This window comes from Rubrivivax sp. JA1055 (genome assembly GCF_020966565.1).
Taxonomy (GTDB): Bacteria; Pseudomonadota; Gammaproteobacteria; order Burkholderiales; family Burkholderiaceae_C; genus Rubrivivax; species Rubrivivax benzoatilyticus.
Genome location: NZ_JAJKFP010000001.1, coordinates 420070 through 437214 on the forward strand (window position 1 = coordinate 420070; position 17145 = coordinate 437214).

Annotated in this window: 12 protein-coding genes; 8 read left to right on the forward strand and 4 right to left on the reverse strand. The window is 69.9% G+C overall.

Annotated features, from left to right (window positions below; translation table 11 throughout):
- Nucleotides 1-26 precede the first annotated feature (26 nt).
- The 8 genes from LOC65_RS01740 (at nt 27) to LOC65_RS01775 (ending at nt 13041) form a co-directional block, all read left to right on the forward strand.
- Entirely contained in the window at nt 27-2465 is a 2439-nt protein-coding gene (locus LOC65_RS01740; protein WP_230246396.1) for an FkbM family methyltransferase, read from the forward strand.
- On the forward strand, nt 2453-6247 hold the full coding sequence (locus tag LOC65_RS01745; protein ID WP_230246397.1) for a glycosyltransferase: 3795 nt from the start codon (nt 2453-2455) through the stop codon (nt 6245-6247). The genes LOC65_RS01740 and LOC65_RS01745 overlap by 13 nt, the downstream gene beginning before the upstream one ends.
- 9 nt (nt 6248-6256) lie before the next feature.
- On the forward strand, nt 6257-7498 hold the full coding sequence (locus tag LOC65_RS19440; RefSeq protein ID WP_230269377.1) for a class I SAM-dependent methyltransferase: 1242 nt from the start codon (nt 6257-6259) through the stop codon (nt 7496-7498).
- 8 nt (nt 7499-7506) lie between these two features.
- Nucleotides 7507-8541 (forward strand): GDP-mannose 4,6-dehydratase, encoded by a 1035-nt coding sequence (gene gmd, locus LOC65_RS01755; RefSeq protein ID WP_230246401.1) that lies wholly within the window; start codon nt 7507-7509, stop codon nt 8539-8541.
- 44 nt (nt 8542-8585) lie between these two features.
- On the forward strand, nt 8586-10046 hold the full coding sequence (locus LOC65_RS01760) for a Wzt carbohydrate-binding domain-containing protein (protein ID WP_230246403.1): 1461 nt from the start codon (nt 8586-8588) through the stop codon (nt 10044-10046).
- Nucleotides 10043-10942, forward strand: coding sequence for an NAD-dependent epimerase/dehydratase family protein (locus LOC65_RS01765; protein ID WP_230246405.1), 900 nt, complete (start codon nt 10043-10045; stop codon nt 10940-10942). The genes LOC65_RS01760 and LOC65_RS01765 overlap by 4 nt, the downstream gene beginning before the upstream one ends.
- Before the next feature lie 43 nt (nt 10943-10985).
- Entirely contained in the window at nt 10986-11795 is an 810-nt protein-coding gene (locus LOC65_RS01770) for a class I SAM-dependent methyltransferase (protein WP_230246406.1), read from the forward strand.
- Between the two features lie 145 nt (nt 11796-11940).
- Nucleotides 11941-13041 carry a methyltransferase domain-containing protein gene (locus tag LOC65_RS01775; RefSeq protein WP_230246407.1) on the forward strand — a complete coding sequence of 367 codons (1101 nt, stop codon included), beginning with the start codon at nt 11941-11943 and terminating at the stop codon, nt 13039-13041.
- 161 nt (nt 13042-13202) lie between these two features.
- On the opposite strand, the gene LOC65_RS01780 is transcribed toward LOC65_RS01775, so the two are convergent.
- The 4 genes from LOC65_RS01780 to LOC65_RS01795 are packed head-to-tail and all read right to left on the reverse strand — an operon-like array spanning nt 13203 to nt 17144.
- On the reverse strand, nt 13203-14171 hold the full coding sequence (locus LOC65_RS01780; protein ID WP_230246408.1) for a methyltransferase domain-containing protein: 969 nt from the start codon (nt 14169-14171) through the stop codon (nt 13203-13205).
- A 2-nt stretch (nt 14172-14173) separates the two neighbouring features.
- The gene (locus tag LOC65_RS01785; RefSeq protein WP_230246409.1) at nt 14174-15673 is read right to left on the reverse strand and encodes a glycosyltransferase family 1 protein; all 1500 of its coding nucleotides are present in this window, start codon (nt 15671-15673) and stop codon (nt 14174-14176) included.
- 5 nt (nt 15674-15678) lie between these two features.
- Nucleotides 15679-16356: an ABC transporter ATP-binding protein gene (locus tag LOC65_RS01790; RefSeq protein ID WP_230246410.1), complete on the reverse strand. Its 678-nt coding sequence runs from the start codon at nt 16354-16356 to the stop codon at nt 15679-15681.
- On the reverse strand, nt 16353-17144 hold the full coding sequence (locus LOC65_RS01795) for an ABC transporter permease (RefSeq protein WP_230246412.1): 792 nt from the start codon (nt 17142-17144) through the stop codon (nt 16353-16355). The genes LOC65_RS01790 and LOC65_RS01795 overlap by 4 nt, the downstream gene beginning before the upstream one ends.
- Nucleotide 17145: the final 1 nt, after the last annotated feature.

The window sequence follows — 17145 nt, forward strand, 5'->3', positions numbered from 1 at the left end:
ATCGACCACGGCGACCGACCTAGCCCATGGCCTTCGTCTCCTACGCCCAGAACTTCGAGGACGTGATGCTCTGGCGCGCCTTCAAGGGCGTCGCCCAGGGTGTCTACATCGACGTGGGGGCGCAAGACCCGGTGATCGACTCGGTCAGCCAGGCCTTCCACGAGGCGGGCTGGCGGGGCGTCCACGTCGAGGCGTCGACGCACTATGCCGGGTTGCTGAAGGCAGCCCGGCCGGGTGATCTGGTGATCCAGGCGGCCGTCAGCGACGGCGCATCCGTGCAGCCCTTCTTCGAGATCGAGGGCACCGGCATCTCCACGATCGACCCGGAGATCGCGGCGCGCCATGCGGCGAACGGATTTCAGGTCCGCGAGACCGCCGTCGTCGGCATCACGCTCGAGATGGTGTTCGACGCCTGCCGCAGCGAGATCATCCATTGGCTGAAGCTCGACATCGAGGGGGCGGAGCGGCGCGCCCTGCTGAGCTGGGGCTCGAACGCCCATCGCCCGCTGGTGGTGGTCGTCGAGAGCACCTTGCCGATGTCCCAGGTCGAGAGCAGCGACCAGTGGGAACACCTGCTGCTCGAGCGCGGGTACGAGCCCGCCTACTTCGACGGTCTCAACCGCTTCTACGTGGTGCGGGAACGCGCCGACCTCAAGGCGGCGCTGTCGACACCGCCCAACGTGTTCGACGGGTTCTCCGTCAGCGGCCTGGCGTCGTCCCACATCCACGCCACCGTGGAGGCGCGCTGGCGCGGCGAGGCCGAACGGTCCGCCGCCGCACGGGCCGAAGCCGAGACACGCGACGCCGCATCGACAGCCTCGCTCGAGGCCTGCCGGCAGCAGCTGGCGGCATTGGAGGGCCGGCACGGCGAGACGATCCGACAGGTGCAGACGCTCGCCGAGCAGGCCGCGGCGCTGACCGCCGCCCTCGAGGACGCGCGGCAGGAGTCGGCGTCGCTGCAGACCGGCAGCGACCGGGCGCTGGCGCGCGCCATGCTCGACGCAGCCGAGGCGCGCCTGCAACTGGTCGACCAGCACCGCCGCACGCTGCAGGAGGTGCAGTCCGAGGCGATCGAGCGCATCGCCGACACGGTGCGCCTCGCCGACGAGGCGGCGAGGCTCCAGACGGAGCGCGCCGAGCAGCGCATCGCGGCCTCGGAGCAGGCCCGGCAGCAGGCACTCATCGAGATCAGGCGCCTGGAAGGCGAACTCGGGGCCTGGTCGGAACGGCAGGCCGAGACCGCCGTGGCGCTGCAGGCCGCGACGCAGGCGCTGCGCCGCAGCGAGGACGACGCGGCGCACTGGCGGGATCAGTACCAGCGCGCGACCGAATCGCTGGCCGTGGCCCAGGACCGGTTGTCCGACGCCATCCAGGCAGGCGAGACGCTGGCCCGCACGCTGCGGCACGAAGGCGACGAACTGAGGTCCCAGCTCGGGCTCGCCCAGGAAGAGCTGCGTCGCCAGCAGGCGCAAGCCGAGGCCGACCGCGGCCGAGCCGCCAGCGCCGAGCAGGCGCTGAACACCCGGGTGCGCGAGCTCGAAGCGGCGCAGACGCTCGAACTGGAGTCTCTGGCGCAGTCGCACCGGGACGACCAGGCGCGCCGCGCCGCCGAGGTCGCCGCCCTGCGGCAGACGCTGGCGCAGCGCGAGGCCGAGTCCCGTGCGCTGGCAGCCGAGCTCGCCGACGCCGCGCACGCCCTGCAGCAACTCAAGGAAACCACGGCGGGCCGCCTGCTCCACTGGCTCGGCCGGTTCCCGGAGCCGGCAGCTCGCGGGGCCGCGAGTTCCGATGCGGCCACGCCGCCCCCTCCCCTTTCATCCGCGCGGCCGCCCGTGCCGACGCCTTGCTCACCGGAGATGCCCGTGCTCGACAAACTTCTGGTCCTCGACGACCTGGAATTCGTCTACGCCGCCTACCGCACGATCCTCAAGCGGGAGCCGGACCCGGAGGGCGAGCGCAACTATGTCCAGCTGATGCGCGCCGGCGTCGACAAGATCGTCGTGCTGGCCGCCATGGCCGACTCCGAGGAGGGACGCAAGGCCGGCGTCGAGATCCCGGGGCTGGCCGCCGCACGCCGACGGCTCCGCTGGTCCCGGCTGCCGGTGGCCGGGCCGCTGCTCGGTCTTCTGCGGCCGGCCCCGGCGCATGACCCGACGCGGGCCTTCGTGAGCCAGTCGATCGGCCTGCATCACGCCGTGCGGGCCATGCTCGGCCAGGTCCAGGCGTCGGTGGAAGACGTCCGCCAACGTCAGGAGCGCATGGAAGCCACGCTGCGGCGCCTGGGCGAGCGCCAGGACGAGGTCGCCGCCGGCATGGCGATGCTGCACGCGCGCATCCAGCACGGCGGCGAGCCTGCCCCGGGGACTGTCGTGGCGCCGGCGGACGTGCCGTCCGGCGCGGACCAGCCGGCCGCGCACGACCTCCGTCTGGACCTCTTGCGAAAGGCTTCGGCATGGAAGACCTGACGGCATCGAACAGCACCGGGCCGTTCGCATCGCGAAGCCAGCGCTGGATCTTCGACCTTCAAGCCTGCCAGACCGCCGGGTCCGCACATCGCGGCGTCGGACGGTACTCGCAGTCGCTGTTCGAGGCGATCCTCGCCCGGCGCGAGGCGGTCGACCTGTGGGGCGTGCTGGGCAGCGGCCTGCCCCACCGCCCGGCCCTGCGCGGCCTCGGCGGCCACCGTGTCGTCGAGCTGCCGGCCTGGCCCGACGCCTTCGGCCGGCGCAAGCACCACGGCGGGCCACGCGACGAGCTGGAGGGCCTGCTGCTCGCGCACCGGCTGGCCCCGCTGAAGGCGGACCTGCTGCACGTGTCGCACGTCTTCGAGGGCTTCGGCGACGGCGTGGCGCTGCCCTCGCACGCCGCCAAGGCGCCGGGGCAGGTGGTCTCGGCGACGCTTTACGACCTGATCCCGCTGCTGTTCCAGGACCACTACTTCCAGAGTGACGAGTTCGCGCGCTGGTATCACGCGCGGCTGGACTGGCTGCGCCAGGCCGACCTGCTGCTCGCCATCTCGGAGTCCTCGCGCCAGGACGCGATCGACCTGCTGGGCATCGAACCCCGGCGGATCGTCACGATCCACGGCGGGATCGGCCCGCAGTTCGTGCCGGCGGCCGACCCGGCGGCCACGCGCGCCGCGATCCGCTCGAAGTACGGGCTGCGGGAGCGCTTCGTGCTGTACACGGGCGGCGACGATCACCGCAAGAACATCGGCGGGGCCATCCGCGGCTACGCCGAGCTGCCCGCCCCGTTGCGCCTGCACACGCAGCTGGTGATCGTGTGCTCGATGGACCCGTCGCGCCGCGAGATGTACCTCGACGAGGCCCGCCGGGCCGGGCTGGCGCAGGGCGACGTGCTGATCACCGGCTTCGTCCCCGAGGCCGATCTGGTCGGCTTCTACCAGTCCTGCGACGTCTTCCTGTTCCCCTCGCTCTACGAAGGCCTCGGGCTGCCGGTGCTGGAGGCGATGGCCTGCGGCGCGCCGACGATCGGCGGTGACAACTCCAGCATCCGCGAGCTGATCGGCCGTGCCGACGCGATGTTCGACGCCGCCTCGGGCCGCTCGATCGCGGGCGCCATCACCAAGGTGCTGACCGACGAAGGCTACGCGGCCGAGCTGCGCGAGCACGGCCACCGCCGCGCCCCGCTGTTCACCTGGCAGCGCAGCGCCGGCCTCGCCGTCGAGGCGATGGCCGAGGCGGTGCAGCGGCACACGCAGCAGGGCACGAGCGCGGCCGTCAGCGGCTGGGTGCCCCGCAAGCGGCTGGCCGTGCTGACGCCGCTGCCGCCGTGCCGCTCCGGCATCGCCGACTACAACGCGAAGTTCCTCCCCTTCCTGGCGCGTCACTTCGACATCGACCTCGTGGTCGACGGCTACGCGGTGAGCGACAGCGCCCTGACGGCCACGTTCCCCGTCCTGCAGGCGAGCGAGTTCGAACGTGTCGCGCACCTGTACGACGCCATCCTCTACGAGTTCGGCAACTCCGAGTTCCATCGCTACATGCTGCCGCTGCTCGAGCGCTTCCCGGGCGTGGTGGGGCTGCACGACGCCTTCCTGAGCGGCCTCTACGGCTACCTGGACTTCCATCTCGGCGACTCCGGCAGCTACCCGCGCACGATGGTCGCGGTGCACGGGGCACAGGCCCGGCGTTTCTACGCCCCGGCGATGCGCCACCCGGAACCCAATGGCGGCACGATGGTCGAGCTGCCGTGCACGAAGCAGGTGCTGGACCGCGCCCTGGGCGTGATCTCGCACTCGCCGTTCAACCTGGAGGTGGCACGACGCCACCATCCCGAAGGCTGGGCAGCGCCGTACCGGACCATTCCCCAGATGGTCCCGAGGCCCGAGCGGGCCCGCGCCGGCCGGGCCGAACTGCGCGCCCGGCTGGACATCGCCGAGGACGCGCTGGTCATCGCCACCTTCGGCCACGTCGCGTGGACCAAGTGGGGCGACCGGCTGCTGCAGGCCTTCCTGGCCTCGGACCTGCGGGACGATCCTCGCGTGCACCTGCTGTACGTCGGCGAACTCGCGCGCGACCCCTTCGGACAGACGCTGGCCGAGGACATCGCCGCGGCCGGGCTGGGGCAGCGCATCCGCATCACCGGCTTCCTCGACGAAGCGGACTACGCCGACCATCTGCACGTGGCCGACATCGCGATCCAGTTGCGCACCAAGAGCCGCGGCGGCACGCCCAAGGGGGTGCTGGACTGCCTGGCCCACGGCGTGCCGGTCATCGTCAACGACGATGCCAGCTACCGCGACTATCCGGACGACGTGGTCGTCAAGATCTCCGCCGACCCGTCGGTGGAGGAGATCGCCTCCGCCCTGACCCGGCTCGCCGCGTCCGAGCCCACCCGGGCCGGCTTCGCCGAGCGCGGGCTGCACCACGTGCGGGAGGAACACGATCCGGCGCGGTGCGCAGGCCTGTACGCGGCGGCGATCCACGAGTTCATGGCCCGCGCCGAGGCGGCGCGGGAAACGCACGCGGCCACCGCCGCCGCCCCGCTTCTGGCCAGGACCGAGGACGCTTACCGCGCCACCAACGCCTTCGCCGACATCCTCGAGGCAACGCGGCCCGTGACGTTCGGCCGCCGCCGGATCTTCGTGGACGTCAGCTACATCGCCGCCCAGGATCACGAGACAGGCATTCCGCGGGTGGTCAAGAAGATCGTCCACCACATGTACACGAGCGCTGCGGCCGGAGTGGAGGCCGTCGCCGTGAGGCTGGTCGACGGCCGTTTGCAGGTGGCATCGGACTGGCTCCTCTCGAAGGGGCTGCTGCATCCGGCAGAGGCCGATGCGGTCGAACGGAACCGTCATGTCGAGTTCGCCCGAGGAGACTGCCTGCTGATGCTCGACTCGTCCTGGGCTCGTTACTCCGAGTTCCACGCCGAGTTCGGGCGGGCCAGGGCCGCCGGCGCCCGAGTCGTGACCGTCGTGTATGACCTGCTTCCGTTGCGGCTGCCGCCCGAATGCGTGGTGGAGGGCGGCGCGGCCTGGTTCCGCGCCTGGGCAACCGATGCGATCAACTCAAGCGACGCCTTGATCGGCATCTCGCGCGCCGTGGCTGACGATCTCCAGGTGTTCATCGGGGAAACGCAGGGTTTGCGGCACACCCCGAAGCTGGGCTACTGGCACCTGGGCTCGGACATTGCCGACACGCCCGACGCGGTTCACGACACCCCGGCCGTGCAGCGCCTGGGCCAACGGCCTTATCTGCTGATGGTCGGCACCATCGAGCCCCGGAAGTGCCACGACGAAGTGCTGCGCGCGATGGAGCGCCTCTGGAGCGAAGGCAGCGAGCTGGGTCTGGTGATCGCCGGCAAACACGGCTGGCTGCGCGAGTCGCTGATGGAGGAGATGCGCCGCCATCCCGAGCAGGGACGGCGGCTGCACCTGCTGGAGCACCCCAGCGACGCGGACATCCAGGCGCTGTACGACAAGGCCGCCGGGCTGATGTTCCTCTCGAGGGGAGAGGGCTTCGGCCTGCCCCTCGTGGAGGCGGCCAACCACGGGACGCCCGTCGTATGCTCGGACATCCCGGTGTTCAGGGAAATCTGCGGCCCGTACGCGACCTACGTGCCCGGCTTCGCCCCCGAGCAGGTCGCCGACACCGTGCGGGCCTGGTGGGCGGCCTGCCGCAGCGGCGGCGTGCCGGACACGCGGAGCATGCCTCGCCTGACCTGGGCGCAGAGCGCCGAAGCGCTGTGCAAGGTCATCCTCGAAGACGATTGGATCAATTAGGAGAAGAGAGTGTCTGCCTACTCAGAAATCAAGACTTGCCGCGTCGGAGGTGGCAGTGACCTGGTCTCCGTGCTGAACCTGGGCCAGCAGGCGCTGACCGGCGTCTTCCCGCGCTCGGTGTCCGAGCCGGTGACGGTCGGTCCGCTGGAACTGGTGTGGTGCCCGAGCAGCGGGCTGCTGCAGCTCAAGCACTCGTACGAGGCCTCGGAGATGTACGGCGACAACTACGGTTATCGCTCGGGCCTGAACCAGTCGATGGTCAACCACCTCACCGACAAGGTCGCCTACCTGGAGCGCCTGGCCAAGCCGGTTGCCGGCGACGTCATCGTCGACATCGGCAGCAACGACGCGACGACGCTCAAGGCCTACACGACGTCGGGGCTGCGCCGGATCGGCATCGACCCGACGGGCAAGAAGTTCTCCAGCTACTACCCGGCCGACGTGTCGCTGGTGCCGGACTTCTTCTCCGCCGCGGCATACCGCAGCGTCGAGCCGACGAAACAGGCGAAGATCGTCACCTCGATCGCGATGTTCTACGACCTCGAGTCGCCGATCGCGTTCGCGCAGCAGATCGCGTCGATCCTGGCCGACGACGGCATCTGGCATTTCGAGCAGAGCTACATGCCGTCGATGCTGCGCACCAACTCCTACGACACGATCTGCCACGAGCACCTGGAGTACTACTCGCTCCACGTGGTCCAGACCATCCTGAAGGCCGCCGGCCTGCAGCTGGTCGACGTCGTGATGAACGGCATCAACGGCGGCAGCTTCGCCGTCACGGCCGCCCGCGCCGAGAACAAGACGATCAAGCCCAACCGCGCGGTCATCGAATGGCTGCTCGCGCAGGAAGACCGCATGGGGCTGAACACGCCGCGGCCCTACCGCGAGTTCGAGGAGCGCGTGTTCCGCCACCGCGAGGACCTCACCCGACTCATCCGCTCGCTCAACGCCGACGGCAAGCGCATCCTCGGCTACGGCGCCTCGACCAAGGGCAACGTGACGCTGCAGTTCTGCGGCCTCACCGCCCAGGACATCCCGGCGATCGCCGAGGTCAACGAGGAGAAGTTCGGCCGCGTGACTCCGGGCACGCACATCCCGATCGTCTCCGAGGCCGAGGCCCGCGCGATGAAGCCGGATTACTTCCTCGTGCTGCCCTGGCACTTCAAGGACGGCATCCTGCGGCGCGAGAAGGAGTACCTGGCCAACGGCGGCCGGTTCATCTTCCCGTTCCCCGAAATCGAGATCATCTGAGCGCGGCCATGAAGTCTGCAGTCATCACCGGGATCACCGGACAGGACGGCGCCTACCTCACGCAGCTGCTGCTGTCCAAGGGCTACCGCGTCTACGGCACCTTCCGCCGCACGAGTTCGGTCAACTTCTGGCGCCTGGAGGAACTGGGCGTGGCGGGCCACGAGAACCTCCACCTGGTGGAGTTCGACCTGACCGACCTGAGCACCTGCATCCGGCTGCTCCAGACGGCCGAGCCCGCGGAGGTCTACAACCTCGCGGCGCAGAGCTTCGTGGGCGTGTCCTTCGAGCAGCCGCTGACCACGGGCGAGATCACCGGCATCGGCGCGGCCAACCTGCTCGAGGCGGTGCGCATCGTCGACCGCAAGATCCGCTTCTACCAGGCCAGCACGTCCGAGATGTTCGGCAAGGTGCAGGCGATCCCCCAGAGCGAGACGACCCCGTTCTACCCGCGCAGCCCGTATGGCGTGGCCAAGCTCTACGCGCACTGGATGACGGTCAACTACCGGGAGAGCTACGACCTGTTCGCGTCCAGCGGCATCCTGTTCAACCACGAGTCTCCGCTGCGCGGCAAGGAGTTCGTCACGCGCAAGATCACCGACGGCATGGCCAAGCTGAAGCTGGGCCTGGCGGGGCCGCTCGAGCTGGGCAACATCGACGCCAAGCGCGACTGGGGCTATGCGCAGGAGTACGTCGAGGGCATGTGGCGCATGCTGCAGGCCGATGCGCCCGACACCTTCGTGCTGGCGACCAACCGCACCGAGACCGTGCGCGACTTCGTCACCATGGTCGCGCGCGCGGCCGGGTTCGAGCCCGAGTTCGCCGGTCACGCGGAGGCCGAGACCGCCGTCGACAAGAAGACCGGCCAGCTCATCATGCGCATCAACCCGCGCTACTACCGTCCGGCCGAAGTCGACCTGCTGATCGGCAACCCCGAGAAGGCCGCGCGGGTGCTGGGCTGGAAGCCGCAGACCACGCTGGAACAGCTCTGCGACATGATGGTGAAGGCGGACATCGACCGCAATCGCCGGGGCGCCTCCTGGTAAGGACCGATGTCGATGGAGCTCAGCCAGCGGATGAGCCGGGAGCGATGAAGCGTTTCTCCCGGATCGTCGTCCACGTCGGGCCCGAAAAGACCGGCTCCACGGCCATCCAGACCGCATTCGACCTTGGCCGCGAGGCCATCGCGGAGGCTGGCGTGCTCTACCCCCGCGGGGGGTGGCACGCCCAGCTCGGCTCGTGTTTCGCCGAGCGGCCCGAGCAGTACATCTACAACGTGCTGAGCGGCCGGCTGGACCCGGCATCGCGCGCGAGGCAGGACGCCGAGTACCTCGCCGGGATGGAGGACGAGTTCCGGTCCTCGGCGTGCGGGACCGTCCTGCTGTCCTACGAGGGCTTTGCCAGCCTGGATGCCGGCGGGCTGCGGAACCTGGCCGCGTACCTGCGGACCTGGTCGGACCGTGTCGAGGTGCTCGGATACTGCCGCGAGCCGCTGGGTTACGCCCTGAGCGCGGCGAGCCAACGGGTGCGCTCGGGCGTCGCGCCCTGGGAGCCGGTGCCCGTCTGCCCCTACGCCGACTACTACGAGGCGCTGGCGGGCGCCTTCGGCCTCGACAACCTGAGCGTCCACGCCTTCGATCGCAGCCGGCTTGCGGATGGCGACGTGGTGAGCGACGTGGCGAGGTTCCTCGGGCTCGACGATGCCACGACGATGCTGCTGCGGTCGCTGGGCCGCGAGGGCGAGAACCCGACGCTCTCCGCCCTGGCGATGGAGGTCGGGCAGAGGCTGGCCGAACGCTGCCTCGCGCAGTCGCCGGTCGGCGAGGCGTTCCATGTCAGGTTCTCGACCGCCCTGTCGCTGCTGGGAGGACCGAAGGGCGGCATCCCGGACGGCCTGCACGCCGCGATCGTCGAGAGCGCCGCACCGCACACGCGTTACCTGGAACGCCAGTTCGGCATCGTCTTCGCACCTCCGCACGGACTGGCCGGCGCCGGGCAGCCCGGGCCCGACCGGACCGTCGTCGACGTGGCGACCGAACTGATCGCCCAGTTGACCAGCGCCGCCCCGGCGCCCCCACAAACGGACTTCGACGGCGACGTGTGCATCGTCGGGGCCGAACTGCGGCCGGGCGGCACGATCACGACCGGCAGCCTCGTCACGATGGAAGTGCAGGTGGAGATCCGCCGCAAGCTCACGGGCCTCGTCGCCGGGCTCCACGTCCGCAAGTCCGACGGCAGCCTGGCCTACGGGACGAACACACAAATGCTCGACTGCGGGTCGATCACCGCCGGCCCCGGCCGCTACACGGCGACACACCGGCTGCTGGCCGATCTGGAGGCGGGGGCCTACACCGTGGGTTTCAGCTTCTCCGTCCTGGAGAACGGCGCCTGGCAGGACCTGTGCTGGCGCCACGCCACGCTGCGGTTCGAGGTCCTGCCGCCGATGAAGCGCAACGGCGTCGGCAGCCGGGATCTCGTCGCCGCGATCACCATGCGCCCGGCCTCGTCACCGGGCCGCCGCGCCACGACCGACGTGACACTCCACGAATGAAACGAGTACTGCTCACCGGCGCCGACGGCTTCGCGGGCCGCTACCTTGCCGCGGAGCTCGGGGCCCACGGCTACGAGGTCATCGGGCTGCTGCGCGAGCGGCTGGCCGACGACGCCACGCTGCCTGCGTGCCACGAGATCCACTACGCCGACCTGGACGACCCGGACGGACTCAGGCGTGTGGCCGCGACCTGCGCCGCCGACGCGGTGGTGCACCTCGCGGCCATCTCGTTCGTCGCCCACGGGAGCGTGGAGGCGATCTACCGCACCAACCTGATCGGAACCCACCACCTGCTGGAAGCCTTGCATGGTGCTCCCCGCGTGCCCGAGGCGGTGATCCTGGCCAGCAGCGCCAACGTCTACGGCAACGCCGCGGTGCCGGTGCTGGACGAGTCGGTGCCGGTGGCGCCGGCCAATGACTACGCCGTGAGCAAGGTGGCGATGGAGCAGATGGCCCGGCTGTGGCTGGACCGGCTGCCGATCACCGTCGTCCGGCCGTTCAACTTCATCGGCATCGGGCAGGCCGCCAGCTTCGTGCTGCCGAAGATCGTCGACCACTGCAAGCGTCGCGCGCCGGTGATCGAGCTGGGCAACCTGGACGTGGAACGCGACTTCTCCGACGTGCGAACCGTGGCCGAGGTCTACCGGCGCCTGCTCGAGAAGCCGGCGCCCGGCCGGACCTTCAACATCTGCTCGGGCCGGGCCTACGGCCTGCGCGAGATCCTGCAGATGGTGAGCGAGCTGACCGGCTGGACGCCCCAGGTCCACGTCAACCCCGCCTTCGTGCGGCCCAACGAGGTCAAGCGCCTGATGGGCAGCAAGGCCCTGCTGGAGTCGCACATCGGCCCGGTCGACGGCCCCGACCTCCGCTCGACGCTGGCCTGGATGCTGACCTGAACCGCGGCACGGCAACTGCCGCGCCCTACTGCTGAACAACGCTATGAGCACCGATGAGGAGTGGGAACGCTGGGGCGCGCGCGACCCGTACTTCGGCGTCCTGACGCACGAGAAGTACCGCCGCGGCAATCTCAGCGATGCCCACCGCCAGGAGTTTCTGGAGTCCGGGCGGCTGCACGCCGAGTACGTGCTGGGCCTGGTGCGCACGCACGTGCTGGCAGGGTTCCAGCCCCGCCGCGTGCTGGACTTCGGCTGCGGCGTGGGGCGGGTGCTGATCCCGTTCGCCCAGCTGGCCGACGAGGCCGTCGGCGTTGACGTCTCGCCGTCGATGCGCGCCGAGGCGGCGCGCAACTGCAGCTCGGCCGGCGTGCACAACGTGCAGCTGGTCGCCTCGGACGACGAGCTGACCCAGGTTCAGGGACAGTTCGACCTGGTGCACTCGTGCATCGTGCTGCAGCACATCGAGCTGGCACGCGGCCGGGCGCTGTTCTGCCGCCTGGTGGAGCGCATCCGTCCGGGGGGCGTGGGGGCCTTGCACGTCACGTTCGGCTGGAACGCCTTTCCCGAGCGCTTCGGCCAACCTCCAGCCCCCCCGCCGCCCCAAGCCCGCAGCCGCCTGCGACAACTGCTCTCGCGGGTGAAGACCGCGATCGTGCCGCCGCCTCCGCCTCCCTCGGGCGCGGCTCCCGACGGCGACCCGGAAATGCAGATGAACTTCTACAACCTCAGCGAGCTGATGTTCGTGCTGCGCGAGGCCGGCGTGGAGCGCGTCCACGTCGAACTCACCGACCACGGAGGCGCGTACGGCGCGTTCCTGCTGTTCCGGTGCGCGGGGCCGCATGCGGCCAACTGAGCCCCTAGACTCTCTCGCTCGCCGGAGACGGCTTCGTCACCGGCATGCCCCCGGGAGCCTTTCCCGCCAATCTGTCGACATCCGCACCGAGGCGTGCCCGGTCCCCAGCGGAGTTCCCTTTCGCCCCTTCAACTGACTGACCAACATGAGCAGCTTCCAAGTCTCGAACTTCGGTGAGATCTTGCATGCGAGTCGCACCAAGATGCTGGAGCGCCTGCCACGCGGGGTCGGCGTGTTCTGCTCCGCGGGCTGCTCGGGACTCTGGTACTTCGATTGGGTCGAGAAGGCCCTTGGCCCGATCGGCCGGCACGTCGGCGTGGAGCTTTACTCGCCGAAGCCGGATGGTCTGCCGAGGAACGTCCAGTGGATCGCCGCCAGCGTGTCGAACATGACCGGTGTCGCCACCGAGTCGGCCGACGTGCTGTTCTCCGGCCAGAACATCGAGCATCTGTTTCCGCAGGACGTAGTGGGCTTTCTGTCGGAAGCCAATCGTGTCCTCAAGACCGGCGGCACGCTCTGCATCGATTCCCCCAACCGCGCCATCACCCAGCACTTGTCCTACTCGCAGCCGGAGCACGTGCTCGAGTTCACCGTCGACGAGGCCCGGGAACTGGTGACGGCGGCAGGATTCACGGTCACCGGGGTGCATGGCATCTGGCACTGTCTCGACGACGAGGGCCGGGTCTTGGCGATCGACCACTGCACCAGCGAAGACGAGATCGAAACGCGACTGGCGCGCGCAGAGACGCTGCCGCGCGAATCCTTCATCTGGTGGCTGACGGCCACGAAGAGCGGCCCGGTGTCGCCCGACTTCAAGTCCAAGGCTGACAGCGTCTTCATGCGGCAGTTCCCGGGTTTTGTGCGATCCCGCTATCGCCTGATCAACGGCGAACCGGTCGGAGCCGGCGGCTCGGAGGCCATCGTGCGTGTGGACGGTCAGTCCGGGTACATCTTCCATGGCCCGTACATTCCGCTCGCACCGGGACGCTACGTGAGCGAGTTCCACTTCGAGGCCCAGCGAGACGGCGGCGCGCTCAGGTTCGACGTCTGCTCCAACTTCGGGAAGGTGACCCACGCCGAGACCTCGGTGCCGATGCAGGCGGGACTGGGGTGGCAAACGGTCAGGCTGGCCTTCGAGATCGACCGCTACACCACCGCCGTTGAATGCCGGGCCATCGGCGAAGGCGGCGCGGCCCTGCTGCGGTTCGGCGCCTTGATACTGCCGACCGGCTGCGGCCAGAAGTAACGCCGCGTCCCTCAAGATCGCTGATTGCAGCGAGGTCGCGCGCCGGCACCGGGCTCCACGATGCAAGACGAACGCGCCGACGATGGCGTCCGTCGAAACGCACGCGTCGCGCGGTCCGACCGGGTGCCGCCAGGCGGGCCGAGTCGTTCCCGGCGCCCGCGTCAGCGGCGCTCGCCCCGGGCCGCCCGCTCGAAGACGTAGAGACGCCCGAAGTCCGAGGGCGGGCAGTCGATGCGCCGGCCCTCGAGCCCCGAGCGCGCGAACAGCTCGTAGAGGAAGGCCTCGGAAAACCCCAGCTCGAACCAGCGGGTCTGGCGCATGACCACGGCCACCTCGCTGTGCAGGCGCACGCCCCAGGGGTAGGGCACGGCGGCGTACTCCTTCTCGACGATGGGCTCGCCCCCGAGCACGATGCGCCCGCCGTCGTCCAGCATGTCGGCGATCTGGGGCACCACCTCGGCGAAGTCCAGGCAGTGGTGGAAGCTCTCGTAGAACCAGATCAGGCGATACCGCCGGCCGGGATGCGGGTTGTGTCCGAAACGCCCGTGGTGCGCGCTCAGCGGCACCCGGAAGAAGGCCGCCTGCTCGCTGACGTGGCGGCAGAAGGTCGCGGAGATGTCGACCGTGTCGACCACGACGCCGAGACGCGCCAGCGCCAGGGCGGACTGGGCGAAGCCGGCGCCGTACTCGAGGGCGTGGTCGCCCGCCTTGACGCCGGCGTGCTTGAGCAGCATGCCGGTGGCGAGCCAGTGGTCGCCCGCCGACGCGACCGCCGCCGGATCACGCCGGACGTAGTAGCCAGGCTGCCTGACCGGGTCGACCTCGCCCCAGGCGTGCTCCTGCTCGTCGAGCGCCGGGTCGTAGTCGCGGTCCACGCCGCAGACCAGTTGCCACAACCGGATCTGCTGCGCGCGGTAGGCCGCGCTCCACGGGTCGAGCCCGTGCACGAACCACGAGGGCAGCGCCATGTGCGCATGGCGGTAGGGCTCCCACGGCCCACCCTCGACCGGCCCCTGGCGGGCGTAGACCTCGGCCAGGTGGTCGATGTCCTCCGGGCCGAAGAAGCGGGCTTCGTCGGGCGGCGGCGGCCCGGCCAGGCGCCTCCCGAGACGACGCAGCAGCGAGCGCACGTTCAGGCCTGCGCCCGCCCGCCCAGGCGCAGCAGGAACTCGCGCCATTGGGGCAGGACGCGGTCGGGCCGGTACTGCGCGGCGACGCCCTGGCCTCGCTGCCGCAGGTCCTCGCGAAGACCGCCCGCCTCGCCCGCGATCAGGCTGGCGATGGCCTGCGCCATCTCGGCCGGCGAATAGGCGTTGAAGTAGACCGCGGCATCGCCGTAGACGTCCCGGTGCACGCGGATGTCGGACGCCGCCACGACGCCTCCAGACGCCATGGCCTCGATGCCGGAGAAGTCGAAGCCCTCGCAGAAGCTGGGGCAGACCGTCGCCGCGGCATGGCGGTACAGCAGCCGCAGATCGTCCGAAGGCACGTTGTGCAGCAGGTGCACGCCGCCCCGCTTGAGCCAAGGCGAGAAGCGGTCGAGGATCGCCTGGTGCTCCCAGCCCAGGCCGCCGACGCACACCAGGTTCAGCGACGGGTGGCCGTTGGCACGCAGCAGTTCCCAGGCATCGATCAGCGCGCGGTGGTTCTTGCGCGGCTCGATGGTCGACACCATCAGCAGATAGGGCAGACGCCCCTGCGTGAGGTCGGCGTCGGAGACCGGTGCGCCGCCGTCGCAGGGTGCATGCCGGTTCTTGCGGCTCCAGATGATCTCGGGCACCCGGTCGGCGCTCTCGCGCTCCTCGACGAAGTGGTGGGACACCATGTTGGGGATCGTCACCGTGCGGGGCTCGAGCTCCGGCATCACGGTCAGCAGGTCCTGACGGGTGGCCTCGGAGACGCAGGCGAACCAGGCACCGTCGGCGGCATTGCGGCGCAGCGCCGCGTAATGCATGGCACGGTGGTAGGCGCGCTGCTTGATCGTGTGCGGCATCAGCAGCGGGATGGCATCGTGGTAGCGCACGACCATCGTCGTGCCGCGCGCCACGCGCCCCGGGTAGGGCGTCTCGGCGATGAACACGTCCAGGCCGCGGGTGTCCAGGCGGGGATACAGCGCATGGCCCAGCGCCGCGGTCGCCACGCCGACGGCGTTCGTCATCATCCACGGCCAGCGCAGCACCCTGAACTGGCGCGACGTCACCGCCTCGAAGTCCTCGGCCGGCAGGGTCTTGGCGAACATCTCTCGCCAGACGAAGTCCTGGAAGTGACGCGCGTCGAAGGCGGTGAGCGCCACGCGCCGGCCCGCCGCCGACCCGAGCGCGGCCAGGCCGGGCCCGGCGATGCGCAAGAAGGTCTTCTGCGCCCACTCCAGGCGGTGCGACATCGGCCCCTGGATCAGCGAGACGACCACGCGCGACAGCCGGTCGATCTCGTCGGGCGCGGACAGGCGGCGCGACACGAGGCCGTCGCGATCCACCGGCAGCCCCGGCGCCAGCACCAGGTTGCCGCTCTGCAGCAGGCCGACCACCTCGACCTCGTCGATCCGTGCCAGCCCGCGAAAGAGCAACCGGGCTTCCTGCGGGATGCCGCTGTGGCCGTCGAACGACGGCCGCATGTCCAGAAGTACTTTCAAGGTGCTCAATCGAACTGGGGCCCCGGAGGCGGGACGTACTGCGACTCGTAGAACGCGAACGCCTCGTCGACGGTGGGGAACTGGTACAGGTGCCCCAGGTGAAGCACGGCCGCGCGCTCGCAGTACATGCGGATGATGTTCGGGTCGTGCGAGACCAGGATGAACGACCGGTCCCTGCGCTTCTGGAACAGCTCGACGTGGCAGCGCTCGCCGAAGCGCGAGTCGCCGACCGCCATGCCTTCGTCGACGAGGAAGCAGTCGAACTCGATCGCCATCGACAGCGCGAAGGCCAGGCGCATCGCCATGCCGGCCGAATAGTGCATCACCGGCTCGCGCAGGTAGATGCCGAGCTCGGTGAACTCCTCGACGAAGGGCACCAGCGGCTTCCAGTCGACGCCGTAGACGCGGCAGACGAACTTCAGGTTGTCCAGCCCGGTGAGGTGGGTCTGGAACGCCCCCGTGAAGGCCAGCGGCCAGCTGACGCTCATGCCGCGATGGATGCGGCCGGAGGTCGGCCGCTCGGCGCCGCTGAGCAGGCGGATCAGCGTGCTCTTGCCCGCACCGTTGCGGCCGAGGATGCCGATGTGGCGCCCCCGCTCCAGCGTCATGTCGACGTGGTCGAGCACCCGGCGCCGGCCCAGCCGGGTGCCGTAGCTCTTGCAGACCTGTTCGAGGCGAATCAACGCGACCCCACCCGGTTGCCGGCATCGCGCACGAGGAACAGCCCGATCAGGGTGAGCACCAGGTTCGCCATGCACATGTAGCTGATGTCGTAATGGGTCCTGACGGCGTTGCCGAAGTAGCCCTCGCGCAGCAGCTCGACGCCGTGCACCATCGGCAGCAGCAGGACGACCTTCTGCGCCGCGGTCGGCAGCCAGTCGACCATGAAGGCCGCCCCGGACAGCGGGAACAGCAGGTAGGCCGAGGGATGCCAGAAGCGCTCGACCACCTCGCTGTAGGCGGTCGCGGCGCCGACGACCATGGCCAGGGCGGCGCCGAACCAGGCCAGCAGCAGCCAGCCGAACACGACCAGCAGCGGGTCCTGCGGCGGCCCGATCCACTCCACGCCGATGAAGACCGCGGCCAGCACGATGAACGAAGCCGTCGCGCCAGCCTCCTCGAGCAGGATGCGGGTGACGAAGACGTCGATGACCTTGACGTTGCGGTGGTACAGCAGGTTGAGGTTGCTCTGGATGCCGCTGGTGCAGCGCCCCACGGTGTTGCGCCACATCAGCACCGACGAGTAGCCGGTGATCGCGAACGCGACGATGGGCAGGCTGGAGCCGTGGTGCATGCCGGCCGCCGACCAGAGTGCGGTCACGCCGAGCGTGAACAGCATGGGTTCGGCCACCAGCCACAGCACGCCGACGTTCTCGCGCCCGAAGCGCGTGATGACCTCGCGCATCATCAGCGCCCAGACCACGCGCCGCTGGATGGCGAACGAGGCCCTCAACGATTCACGCGACTCCATG